The organism is Streptomyces sp. Je 1-79, assembly GCF_025195125.1.
In the GTDB taxonomy this organism is placed as follows: Bacteria; Actinomycetota; Actinomycetes; order Streptomycetales; family Streptomycetaceae; genus Streptomyces.
On sequence record NZ_JAMGSL010000004.1, the window covers coordinates 84,839 to 97,356 of the forward strand.

Sequence of the window (12,518 nt, forward strand, 5' to 3'; positions counted from 1 at the left end):
CCCGAACGAAGGGACCGCCGTCACCATGGGGCACCTGACCCGCCGCGACCTCAACGCCTCCGTGGAGCGGCTGCGCGACCAGGTCGCCCATGCCCTGCGGGCCGCCCTCATCTCGGGTGAGCTGCGGCCCGGTGTCGTGTACTCCGCGCCGACCCTGGCGGAGGACTTCGGGATCTCCGCCACGCCCGTCCGCGAGGCGATGCTCGACCTGGCGCGCGAGGGGCTGGTCGAGCCGGTCCGCAACAAGGGGTTCCGGGTCACCGAGGTGGACGAGCGCGATCTCGACCAGTACACCGAGATCCGCGCGCTCATCGAGATCCCCGTCGTCGGCCGGGTCACCCGGACCGCCGCCCGTGAGGATCTGGAGGCGCTGCGGCCCGTCGCCGAGGAGATCGTGCGCGCGGCCCGCGACCACGACCTCATCGGCTACCTGGAGGCCGACCGCCGGTTCCACCTCACCCTCCTCGGCCTCGCGGGCAACGAACGGCTCGTCGAGACCGTCGGCGAGCTGCGCAAGCGGTCCCGGCTGTACGGGCTCACCGCGCTGGACGAGCGCGGCGAGCTGATCCCGTCGGCCGAGGAGCACCTGGAGCTCCTCGACCTGATGCTCGCGGGTGACGCCAGGGGAGCGGAGCGGTGCATGAAGAGGCACCTGGGCCATGTCCGTTCCCTGTGGGCCACGAGCGAAGGGCCGGCGGGCGCCTCCGGGTGACGGCCCGGCGCCGCACCCCCGCCGCTCTTTGCCGACTCCCGCTTCCCACCTAAGGTGGGGCTGCGTCGAGGAGACCGGGAGCGAGATGAAGATCCTGATCAGCGCCGACATGGAAGGCGCCACCGGTGTCACCTGGCCCGGGGACGTGCTGCCCGGGACGCCCCAGTGGGAGCGGTGCCGGTCCCTGTTCACCTCCGACGTGAACGCCGCGGTGCTGGGCTTCTTCGACGGCGGCGCCGACGAGGTGCTCGTCAACGAGGCGCACTGGAGCATGCGGAACCTGCTCCTCGAACAGCTCGACGAGCGGGCCGAGATGATCACCGGCCGGCACAAGACCCTGTCCATGGTCGAGGGGGTGCAGCACGGTGACGTCGACGGCATCGCCTTCGTCGGCTACCACACCGGCGCCGGAACCGAAGGCGTCCTCGCCCACACCTATCTGGCCAACTCCGTCACGGGTGTCTGGCTGAACGGCGTCCGGGCGAGCGAGGGACTGCTCAACGCCCATGTGGTGGCGGAGTACGGCGTGCCCGTCGTCCTCGTCACGGGCGACGATCTGACCTGCGACGACGCCCTCGGCTACGCGCCCGAGGCGCGCAAGGTCGCCGTCAAGGACTACGTCTCGCGGTACGCGGCGGTGTGCCGGACCCCCAAGCGCACGGCGAGCGACATCCGGGCCGCCGCGCACTCCGCGGCCGCCCTCGCCGTACGGTACGAGCCCGAGCCGGGCGGGCCGTTCACGATCGAGCTGGAGTTCGACGCCGAGCATCTGGCGGGCGCCGCCACCGTCGTCCCGGGCGTGACGCCGAGCGGCGAGCGCCGGGTCGCGTACACCAGCGAGACCATGTACGAGGGCATTCGCACGTTCAAGGCGGTCACCACGATCGTCTCCGCAGCGGTGGAGGAGCAGTATGGCTGAGCCTGCCCAGGGAGGCCCGGACGGCGCGGCGCTCGACGAGGTGGTGACCTTCACCTCCGAGCTGATCCGCATCGACACCACCAACAGGGGCGGTGGGGACTGCCGCGAACGGCCCGCCGCCGAGTACGTCGCCGAGCGCCTCGCCGCCGCCGGCCTGGAACCGGCCCTCCTGGAGCGGACCCCCGGCCGGACCAACGTGGTGGCGCGCATCGAGGGCACCGACCCCTCCGCCGACGCCCTGCTCGTCCACGGTCACCTCGACGTCGTCCCCGCGGAGCCCGCCGACTGGGCCGTGCACCCCTTCTCCGGCGAGGTCCGCGACGGAGTGGTGTGGGGGCGCGGCGCCGTCGACATGAAGAACATGGACGCGATGGTCCTCGCCGTCGTCCGCTCCTGGGCCCGCCAGGGGATCCGGCCGCGCCGGGACATCGTCCTCGCCTACACCGCGGACGAGGAGGCCAGCGCCGAGGACGGCTCCGGATTCCTCGCCGACCACCACCCCGGGCTCTTCGAGGGCTGCACGGAAGGCATCAGCGAGTCCGGCGCGTTCAGCTTCCACCCGACCCCCGGCATGACGCTCTACCCGATCGCCGCCGGCGAGCGGGGCACCGCCTGGGTCAAGCTCACCGCCCACGGCCGGGCGGGCCACGGCTCCAAGGTCAACACGGCCAACGCGGTCACCCGTCTCGCCCAGGCCGTCGCCCGGATCGGCGACCACACCTGGCCCGTGCGCCTGACCCCGACCGTACGGGCCGCGCTCACCGAACTCGCCGCCCTCTACGGCATCGAGACCGACGTGACCGCCGCCGGATTCGACGTCGACCGGTTCCTGGAGAAGCTCGGACCCGCGGCCGCCCTCGTCGAACCGACCGTGCGCAACAGCGCCAACCCGACGATGCTGGACGCCGGTTACAAGGTCAACGTCATCCCCGGGCACGCCGTCGCCTACGTCGACGGCCGGATGCTGCCGGGGGGTGAGGAGGAGTTCACCGAGACGATGGACCGGCTCACCGGACCGGACGTGGAGTGGGAGTTCCACCACCGCGAGGTCCCCCTGGAGGCCCCCGTCGACTCGCCCACCTTCGCCCGACTGCGGGCCGCCGTCGAGCACTTCGATCCGACCGGGCACGTCGTGCCGTTCTCCATGTCCGGCGGAACGGACGCCAAGCAGTTCTCCCGGCTCGGCATCACCGGGTACGGTTTCTCCCCGCTGAAGCTGCCTCCGGAGCTCGACTACGGAGCGCTGTTCCACGGCGTCGACGAGCGAGTCCCGGTCGATGCCCTGCACTTCGGCGTCCGGGTCCTCGACCACTATCTGAAGTCCGCGTAGTTTCAGTCGGGTTCGAGAGAATCCGTGCAAGTCCGCGTAAAGGAAGTGGCGATGGTACCCACGGGCGCCTACGGCACCTGGCCCTCCCCGATCGACGCCGCGCTGGCCGCCCGCCACGACGGGCGGCCCGAGTACGTCGGCGTCGTCGGCGACGAGGTGTGGTGGACCGCGCCCCGCCCCACCGAGGGCGGCCGGCGCGCGCTCGTACGCCGACGGGCCGACGGCACCGAGGGGTCGGTGCTCCCCGCCCCCTGGAACGTCCGCAGCCGGGTGATCGAGTACGGCGGACAGCCGTGGGCGGGCCTGGCACGCGCGGACGGCGGCCCGCTCCTCGTCTTCAGCCACTTCCCCGACCAGCGGCTCTACGCGTACGAGCCCGACGCCACCACGGGCACCGGACCCCGCCCGCTCACCCCGGTCTCCGCGGTGGGCGGCGGAGTGCGCTGGGTCGACCCGGTGATCCACCCCGAGCGGGGCGAAGTCTGGTGCGTCCTGGAGGAGTTCACCGGCCCCGCGCCGACCGACGTCCGCCGCGTCCTCGCCGCCGTACCCCTCGACGGATCGGCCGCGGAGGACCGGGGAGCGATCCGCGAGCTCTCCGACGGGCGCCACCGGTTCGTCACCGGACCCCGGCTCTCCCCGGACGGACGGCAGGCCGCCTGGATCGCCTGGGACCATCCCCGGATGCCCTGGGACGGCACCGAGGTCCTCCTCGCCGACATCACGGCCGACGGCACCCTCCAGGGGGCCCGGTCCGTCGCCGGCGGACCGGAGGAGTCGGTGCCGCAGGTCGGCTGGACCGCCGACGGGCAGCTGCTGTACGTCAGCGACCGCACCGGCTGGTGGAACCTCTACCGCGCGGACCCCACCGGCGAGCCGGTCGCCCTGTGCTCCCGGGCCGAGGAGTTCGGCGGACCGCTCTGGAAGATCGGGCTCAGCTGGTTCCAGCCCCTGGCGAACGGCCTCGTCGCCGTCATCCACGGCAAGGGCGCCACCGCGCTCGGGATACTCGACCCCGAGAGCGGCGAACTCGTCGACGCCGCCGGCCCCTGGACCGAGTGGGCCTCCACCCTCGCCGTGCACGGCAGCCGTGTCGTCGGCGTCGCCGCCAGCCCGCGCAGCGCGTACGAGGTCGTGGAGCTCGACACCTGTACCGGCCGGGCCCGGGTCATCGGCTCGGCCCACGACGACCCGGTCGACCCGTCGTACTACCCCGAGCCCCAGATCCGTACCTTCACCGGGCCCGACAACCGCGAGGTCCACGCCCACGTCTACCCGCCGCACAGCCCCGACCGCATCGCGCCCGGCGAGGAACTCCCGCCGTACGTGGTGTGGGCCCACGGCGGACCGACCGGCCACGCGCCGCTCGTCCTGGACCTGGAGATCGCCTACTTCACCTCGCGGGGCATCGGCGTCGCCGAGGTCAACTACGGCGGCTCCACCGGCTACGGACGGGAGTACCGCGACCGGCTGCGCGAGCAGTGGGGCGTGGTCGACGTGGAGGACTGCGCCGCCGTCGCGGAGGCGCTCGCCGCCGAGGGAACCGCCGACCCGGCCCGGCTCGCCGTCCGCGGCGGCAGCGCGGGCGGCTGGACCACCGCCGCCTCCCTCGTCACCTCCGACGTCTACGCCTGCGGCACGATCATCTACCCCATCCTGGACCTCCTCGGCTGGGCCACCGACGAGACCCACGACTTCGAGTCCCAGTACCTGGAGTCGCTCGTCGGCCCGCTCGCCGAGGTACCGGCCCGCTATCAGGAGCGCTCCCCCCTCGGCCACGTCGAGCGGATCTCCGTCCCGTTCCTGCTGCTCCAGGGCCTGGACGACGTGATCTGCCCGCCGGCGCAGGCCGAGCGGTTCCTCGCGCGCATGGCCGGGCGGGGGATCCCGCACGCCGCCATCGCCTTCGAGGGCGAGGGGCACGGCTTCCGGATGGCCGAGACGATGATCAGAGCACTGGAGGCTGAACTCTCCCTGTACGCCCAGACCTTCGGCATCGCCCACCCCGATGTCCCGCTCCTGGAGCTGAAGAAGTGACGGCCACCGCGCTGAACCGGCCCCCGCGCCTGAGCCCCGGCGCCCGGGTCGCCGTCGTCGCGCCCAGCGGACCGGTCCCGGAGGACCGGCTCGCGGCGGGCCTCGACATCCTGCGCGGCTGGGACCTCGAACCGGTCGTGGCACCCCATGTCCTGGACGCTCACCCGGAGTTGGACTACCTCGCCGGTACGGACGAGGCGCGCGCCCGTGACCTCCAGGAGGCCTGGTGCGACCCCGGGGTCTCGGCGGTGATCTGCGCCCGGGGCGGCTACGGCGTCCAGCGGATGGTGGACCTGATCGACTGGACGGCGATGCGGGCCGCGGGACCCAAGGTCTTCGTCGGCTACAGCGACATCACCGCCCTGCACGAGGCGTTCGCCGTCCGAGCCGAACTCGCCACCCTGCACGGGCCGATGGTCGCCGCGGCCGCCTTCCACAAGGACCCCCGCACCCAGGAGTCCCTGCGGGCCACCCTCTTCGAGCCCGAGTCCGTGCGGACCCTCGGCCTGGACACCGCCCGCCCGCTGGCCCCCGGCCGCGCCCACGGCGTCACCCTCGGCGGCTGCGTCAGCCTGCTCGCCGCCGACCTCGGCACCCCGCACGCCCGGCCCTCGGCCCGCGGGGGCCTGCTGCTCCTGGAGGACGTGGGCGAGGAGCCGTACCGCCTGGACCGGATCCTCACCCAACTCCTGCGCTCCGGTTGGCTGGACGGGGTCGCCGGCATCGGACTGGGCTCCTGGGTGGAGTGCGGCCCTTACGACGAGGTCCGCGCGGTGCTCGCCGACCGGCTGGGCGGCCTCGGTGTCCCGGTGGTGGAGGAGCTCGGCTTCGGGCACGCGGAGACGGCGCTCACCTTCCCCCTGGGCGTACCGGGGGTCCTGGACGCGGAGTCGTCGACGCTCACGCTGGACGTTCCCGCGCTGCGCTGAGGCTCCCGGCACCTTCACTGAATCTCCGTCAACAACTCCTGTCAGGCGCGTTGACGACCCTTTGACACGTGTCACACCATGGGCCCGGCTCGGTACTGACCAGTCGGTAATCCTCAGCGTGGAGGCCCCGTGTCCGTGTCCCGTGTGCGACCGCCGTCCCGCAAGCGCCGTTCCCTGTCCACGACCACGGCGCTGGCCGCGAGTGCGGCGCTGGCGGCGCCCCTCGTCCTCGCCGGCCCCGCGAGCGGGGCCGAAGCCGGCCCGTACACCGTCACCCCGCTGACCTTCACCGTCGAGGCGGGCGGGCGTACCTGCACGGTCGACGCCGACCTCTACCGGCCGGCCGGGGTCGACGCCGCGCATCCGGCGCCCGCGGTGCTCGCCACCAACGGGTTCGGCGGGAGCAAGGCGGACGGGTCGACCGACGCCATCGGCAAGGCCTTCGCCGCCCGGGGCTACGTCGGGCTCGTCTACTCGGGCCTCGGCTTCGGGAAGTCCGGCTGCCTGATCTCCCTCGACGACCCCCGCATCGACGGGCAGGCCGCCGCCCGGCTCCTCGACTTCCTCGGCGGGACCCGCGCCGCCGACGACGGCACCCGCGCCGACTTCGTCACCCAGGACGGCGCGGGCGACCCGCGCGTCGGCATGGTCGGCGGCTCCTACGGCGGCGCGATCCAGCTCGCCACCGCCTCCGCCGACCCCCGGCTCGACGCCCTCGTCCCGCTCATCACCTGGAACGACCTCGCCTACTCCCTCGCCCCCAACGGCGCCGACCGCGCCACCCCCGGCGTCTTCAAACGGCAGTGGGCCAACGGCTTCTACCTGATGGGTGAGGGGCAGCCGCTGCTCGTTCCCTCCCTCGACCCCTCCCGGATCAACAGCCTTCGCTGTCTGCACTTCGTCACCGACGCCTGCGACACCGTCCGCCTGCTCAACTCCGGCCGCTACCCCGACGCGGACACCCGGAAGATGCTCGACTTCGCCCGGAGCGTCTCCCCGGTCTCGTACCTCGACCGGGTCAAGGCCCCGACGCTCGTCGTCCAGGGCCAGTCCGACAGCCTCTTCAACCTCAACGAGGCCCAGAACACCTACGAACGGCTCGAGGCGCGCGGTGTCGAGACCAAGATGATCTGGCAGTCCTGGGGGCACAGCGGGGGACAGGCCCCCGGCGAACTCGACCTCGGGCAGGGCAACCTGGAGACCAGCTACGTCGGCCGGCGTGTCCTCGCCTGGTTCGACCGGTACCTGCGGCACGACCGGAGCACCGACACGGGGGCGGAGTTCGCCTACTACCGCTCCTGGCAGAGCGGCTACGGCACCGCCGCCCGGGTTCCCGCCCTGAGCCAGAAGCTCTACCTCTCCGGGGACGGCAAGCTCGTCGACAACCGAGCCAAGGTCGCCCGGGGCTCGCGCTCGTACAGCAACTGGCTGGTCCCCACAAGCCACTCGGAGTCCTCGCTCGCCGGGCTGATCGGGCTGCCCGACCCCGAGCCGTACGACCTCAAGGGCACCTACCTCGGCTGGACCAGCGCCCCGCTCACCGCCCCGGTCGACGTCGTCGGCTCCCCGAAGGCCACGCTCAGGGTGGTCTCCCCGAGGACCGAGCGCGTCCAGGACTCCGGCGACGCCGCAGACAAGCTCGTGCTCTTCGCCAAGGTCTACGACATCGCCCCGGACGGGAGGAAGACCCTGGTCAACCGGCTCGTGGCGCCGGTACGGGTACCGGACGCGACCCGGCCGTTCACGGTGGAGCTGCCGGGCATCGTGCACCGCTACGAGACGGGTCACCGGCTGGAGTTCGTGATCGCCGCCAGCGACGACGCGTACGGCGGGAACCGGGGCATCAGGCCGGTGACCGTCACCGCCGCGCCGGAGGACACCGGCGTCCTGGAGCTGCCCGTTGTCAAGGGCCAGGTGGGGTAGCAGCCAGAAGGGTGGATTCACGCGACCTTCGGGCGTTCTTTACCTGTTCTTTTCCCACTCCGTGGGCAGCGGGACGGAGACTGTGCCACCGCCTTCGCGCCGTGACGTCGGCGCGGGGCAGCTCCCACTCGCAGAAGGACCGAAGGCCCCGTGCCACTTCCCGTTGTGCTGTCCGGCCGCACCGTACGGCTGGAACCCCTTGCACCACAGCACGCCGCCGCGATCGCCGCGGCCGGTACCGAGGACCGTACGACGTACGCGTTCACGCCCGTCCCCCACAGCCTGGACGCGGCAGAGATCTACATCGAACGTGCCCTGGCCGAACAGGCCGCGGGCCGGGCGCTGCCCTTCGCCGTCGTCAGTACCGCCGACGGGAGGCTCGTGGGCGCGACACGGTTCCTGGAACTCGACTACTGGCAGGGACCGCTGGTCTGGCCCTCCGTCCCCGGGGTGCCGCACGGAGATCCGCTCACCGCGGTGCCCGACGCGGCCGAGATCGGGAACACCTGGCTCTCGCCCCGGGCCCAGGGCTCGGGGATCAACACCGAGGCCAAGCTGCTGATGCTTCGGCACGCGTTCGAGGCGTGGGGCGTACGGAGGATCTCGATGCGCGCGGACGCCAGGAACCTGCGCTCCCGGGCCGCCATCGAACGGCTCGGCGCCACCTGTGAAGGCGTACGCCGGGCGCACTCGCGGGGCCTGGACGGGGCCGTGCGGTCCACCGCCTTCTACTCGGTCCTGGACGAGGAGTGGCCGGCGGTGCGGGCCGTCATCGAGGCCAGGCTCGACCGAGGAGCCCGGATCGACCGTCCCGCGCTCTACGGCACGGTGGCGCCGCGCGGGCCGCTCGTACCGGCGTAGAGCGGCACATTGCAACGCATGAGCCCCGCCCGGGGAGGGCGGGGCTCATGCGTGAGGACGGCGTCCGGTGGCCCTACAGCGCCGCGTATCCGGGGCGGACGACCTCGTCGATCAGCCGCCGCCGCTCCGGCAGCGGGAGGAAGGCGGAGTCGAGCGCCGCGATCGTGAACTCCTCGAAGACCTCCGGGCCGTAGCCGAAGGCGTCCGCCATGTGCTGGAACTCCTCGCTCATGGTGGTGCCGGAGACCAGCCGGTTGTCCGTGTTGAGGGTGATCCGGAAGCCGAGGCGGCGCAGCTCGTCGATCGGGTGCGAGGCGTAGTCCTTCGCCGCGCCCGTCTGGAGGTTGGAGGTCGGACAGACCTCCAGCGCGATCCGGTTGTCGCGGACGTACGCGGCGAGGTGACCGAGCGTGCCGTCCTCGGCGATGTCGTCCGTGATCCGCACGCCGTGGCCGATCCGCTCGGTGCCGCAGACCTGGACGGCCTCGTGGATCGACTCCGCGCCGACGGCCTCGCCCGCGTGGATCGTGAAGTGGCAGTTGTGCTGCTTGAGGTGCTGGAAGGCGGGGAGGTGGCGGGCCGGCGGGTTGCCGATCTCGCCGCCGGCGATGTCGAAGCCGGCCACGCCGTTCTCGCGGTGGGCCACCGTGAGCCGCGCGATCTCCAGCGAACGGTCGGTGTGGCGCATGCCGGTGAGGAGGGTGCGGACGGTGATCCGGCCGCCGGAGCGGCGCTCGCCCTCGCGGAAGCCGTCGTTCACCGCCTCGACGACCTCGTCGAGGCTCAGGCCGCCCGCCAGGTGCTGTTCGGGGGCGTACCGGATCTCGGCGTAGACGACGCCGTCCACCGCCAGGTCCTCGGCGCACTCGGCCGCGATGCGGTGCAGCGCCTCGCGGGTCTGCATGACCGCGCAGGTGTGGGCGAAGGTCTCCAGATACCGCTCCAGCGAGCCGGAGTCGGCGGCGTCCCGGAACCAGACCGCGAGCGCGGCCGGGTCCTCCGTGGGCAGCGCGGTGTAGCCGCACTCCCGGGCCAGTTCGACGATGGTGGCGGGGCGCAGGCCGCCGTCCAGGTGGTCGTGGAGGACGGCCTTCGGCGCGCGGCGGATCCACTCGGCGACGGGTATGGAGACCGGGCTGCTGAGCGGAGCGGCAGAGTTGTCAGACAAGTGCATGGCGCGGAAGTGTACGCCACGCCGGGGCCGGGCCGCTGTGACGGCGGTCGCCCCGGCCCCCCGGGCCTCAGCTCGACTGGAGGACCGGCAGCGCCGGGGCGCCCGTGGGGAGCATGTGCTTGGCCGCCAGGATCGGGGTCTCCCCGACCCGCACCACCTGGGTGACGAGCACCGCCGGGGTGTCGGCGGGCCGGCCGAGCTGCTCGCCGCGGCGCTGCCCGAGCAGGGTCGCGGTCACGCTGCTGTGCGCCCCGAGCGGCATCCCCCGAGAGGCCCCGCAGAGCACCGCCAGCATCGAGGTCCGCTCGGGCGCCGGCTCCGAGCGCAGCGCCTCGGCGAAGTCAGGATGCGCCCGCTCCAGTACGTCGTCGGCAGCCGCCCACTCCTGGCTGAGCGCGGCCGCCGCACCCTCCCCGGCCAGCAACGACTCCCAGAACCGCAGCTCGGCCCTGGCCGGGGCGAGCAGGTGCTGGGTGGTGAAGTCGGTCGGCTCCTCCACGGCCCGGAGCAGGGCCCTCACGCGCAGCGGGGCGCCCGCGCCGATCAGCTCCTCCAGGGGCTGGATGTGCTCGAAGCCGCGGCGCGGCGGGTGGTCGTTGACGGTCCGCCCCACCCCGCGCCGGACGGAGAGCAGGCCGTCCTCCTGGAGCAGCAGCAGGGCCTCGCGCAGGGCGGGCCTGCTGACGCCGAGCTCACCGGCGAGCTTCGGCTCGGAGGGGAGGGTCGAGCCCGGGGGGTAGGTGCCGTCGTGGATGGCGTCCGCGATCCGCTCGTAGAGCACCACGACCGGTCGCCGCTGCTGTCCTCCGACTGCCACTGCCCCTCCTTCGCCCCGTTGTCGGCAAGTGAACGGTATGCGGAATCACAGGTCAAAGGGACTTGACGTGTGACGCGCGTAGAACTCACTCTGTCTGGGCATTGCTTGTCAGACAAGCTCGGTTCATCGACATGACATCCACGGCAAAGGGGCCCACATGTCAGCAACATCCGACCTCAAGGGCCGTGGGCCCATGCTCCTGGCGATGGTGCTCGCCGTCCTCGGCTACCAGATCAACGCCACGATGCTCAGCCCCGCACTCCCGGATGTCATCGAGCGCCTCGGCACCACCACGGCCGCCGCCGGTCTGTCGCAGACCCTCTTCTTCCTGATGGCTGCCATCGGCCAGGTCACCCTCGCCCGCCTCAGCGACCAGCGCGGCCGCAAGCCGATGATGATCGTCTGCGCCTTCGTCCTGATCGCCGGCAACCTGCTCTGCGTCTTCGCGCCGAACATCGAGGTCTTCATCGCCGGCCGCATCCTCCAGGGCATCTCGGCCGCGATGTTCACCCTCGCCTTTCTCACCCTGAACCAGCTGCTCTCCCCGGCCGGCTTCGGCAAGGCGGCGGGCATCATCACCGCCGTCAACGGCGGCCTCGCCGGCATCGACGCCATCGCCGGCGGCCAGATCGCCGACACCATCGGCTTCCGCGGCATCTTCGTCTGCTCCACCCTGATCGCCGTCGCGGGCCTGATCGGCGTCCGCCGCTACGTCCCCGACGTGCCGCCCACCGCCGCCGAGGGCCGCTTCGACTCCCGTGGCATCGCCGCCCTCGCACTCGGCCTCACCGGTGTCCTCGTCGGCCTCGCCCAGGGCGCCGCCTGGGGCTGGACCTCGGTCCTCACCCTCGGGTTCCTGCTCGGCGGCCTCGCCTCGCTCGTCTTCTTCGTCGTCTCGCAGAAGACCGCGGCCAACCCGGTCATCGACATCGAGGTCCTGGCCTCGCGCCGTGCCTGGCCGCTGCTGCTCACCACCGTCTGCACCCTGGGCGGCGCCTTCGGAGCCGTCGCGCTGACGATCCCGCTCTTCTCGCAGGACGCCCGGGTCGGCCTCGGCCTCTCCGCCGTGACCGCCGCCGTCCTCTTCCTCACCCCGATCCAGCTGATCGGCGTGGTCTCCGCCCCGCTGACCGGTCGCCTCGGCCCGAAGATCGGCTGGCGCAGGATCGTCGTCACCGGCGCCGTCGCCAACTTCGCGATCTTCCTCCTCGCCACCTTCTTCCTGCACGACGAGTGGATCCTCGTCGCCTCGCTCGCGGCCCTCGGCATCACCTACGGCGGCTTCATGCTGACCGGCCTCAACGGCCTCGCCGTCACTTCGGCCCCCAAGGACAAGCCGGGCTCGCTCTCCGGGCTCAACGGAGCCTGCTTCGGCATCGGGGCCTCCCTCGGCATCGCCCTGGCCTCCGCCATGATCACGGCGGGCAGCGACGCGGGCGGGCCGACCGAGGCGGGGTACCAGCACGCGATGTACGCGGCGCTCGCCCTGCTCGGCATCGGTGTCGTGACCGCCCTGCTCATCCAGCGTCCCGACCCGGCCGACACGGCCGACGTGCCGGCCGACGAGGCGCGGACGGTCCTCGCCCACCACTGACCGGGTACGGCGGGAGGGGCCGCACCCTCACCCGTACGGCCCCTCCCACCGCCCCCGTGCGGACCGGATCCCTTCATCCTGGTCCCACGGGGGCGGCCCCGTACGACGGAGGAGAGGTCCGGGCATGAGCCCCACGGAGACATCCGGCACCGACGGCCCCGGGCGCTCCGGACCCCGCACGCCCGCCCGGGCCACGAGGACGGCCGTCACCGTCGGGCGGCG

Annotated in this window: 10 protein-coding genes; 8 read left to right on the top strand and 2 right to left on the bottom strand. The window is 72.7% G+C overall.

Translation table 11 applies throughout. The features are described 5' to 3' along the window. Nucleotides 1-25: 25 nt before the first annotated feature. From M5362_RS08355 to M5362_RS08385, 7 genes are all read left to right on the top strand, one after another. Nucleotides 26-712: a GntR family transcriptional regulator gene (locus tag M5362_RS08355; protein ID WP_260226733.1), complete on the top strand. Its 687-nt coding sequence runs from the start codon at nt 26-28 to the stop codon at nt 710-712. 85 nt (nt 713-797) lie between these two features. Further along, a complete protein-coding gene (locus tag M5362_RS08360; protein WP_260226734.1) occupies nt 798-1,631 on the top strand; it encodes a M55 family metallopeptidase in 834 nt (277 codons plus the stop codon). Further along, complete coding sequence (locus M5362_RS08365) at nt 1,624-2,961, top strand: M20/M25/M40 family metallo-hydrolase (protein ID WP_260226735.1); 1,338 nt, start codon at nt 1,624-1,626, stop codon at nt 2,959-2,961. Before M5362_RS08360 ends, M5362_RS08365 begins: the two co-directional genes overlap by 8 nt. A 51-nt stretch (nt 2,962-3,012) precedes the next feature. Next, entirely contained in the window at nt 3,013-4,998 is a 1,986-nt protein-coding gene (locus M5362_RS08370; RefSeq protein WP_260226736.1) for a prolyl oligopeptidase family serine peptidase, read from the top strand. Then, nucleotides 4,995-5,927: an LD-carboxypeptidase gene (locus M5362_RS08375; RefSeq protein ID WP_260226737.1), complete on the top strand. Its 933-nt coding sequence runs from the start codon at nt 4,995-4,997 to the stop codon at nt 5,925-5,927. The genes M5362_RS08370 and M5362_RS08375 overlap by 4 nt, the downstream gene beginning before the upstream one ends. A gap of 144 nt (nt 5,928-6,071) precedes the next feature. Beyond that, entirely contained in the window at nt 6,072-7,850 is a 1,779-nt protein-coding gene (locus M5362_RS08380; protein ID WP_260227140.1) for a CocE/NonD family hydrolase, read from the top strand. A 150-nt stretch (nt 7,851-8,000) separates the two neighbouring features. Then, nucleotides 8,001-8,711, top strand: coding sequence for a GNAT family N-acetyltransferase (locus M5362_RS08385; protein ID WP_260226738.1), 711 nt, complete (start codon nt 8,001-8,003; stop codon nt 8,709-8,711). 73 nt (nt 8,712-8,784) lie between these two features. On the opposite strand, the gene M5362_RS08390 is transcribed toward M5362_RS08385, so the two are convergent. Then, entirely contained in the window at nt 8,785-9,885 is a 1,101-nt protein-coding gene (locus M5362_RS08390; protein ID WP_260226739.1) for an adenosine deaminase, read from the bottom strand. A 67-nt stretch (nt 9,886-9,952) separates the two neighbouring features. Continuing rightward, complete coding sequence (locus M5362_RS08395; RefSeq protein WP_260226740.1) at nt 9,953-10,702, bottom strand: GntR family transcriptional regulator; 750 nt, start codon at nt 10,700-10,702, stop codon at nt 9,953-9,955. Nucleotides 10,703-10,859: 157 nt separating this feature from the next. Here M5362_RS08395 and M5362_RS08400 point away from each other — a divergent pair, with 157 nt between their 5' ends. After that, nucleotides 10,860-12,296: an MFS transporter gene (locus M5362_RS08400; RefSeq protein ID WP_260226741.1), complete on the top strand. Its 1,437-nt coding sequence runs from the start codon at nt 10,860-10,862 to the stop codon at nt 12,294-12,296. Nucleotides 12,297-12,518 lie beyond the last annotated feature (222 nt).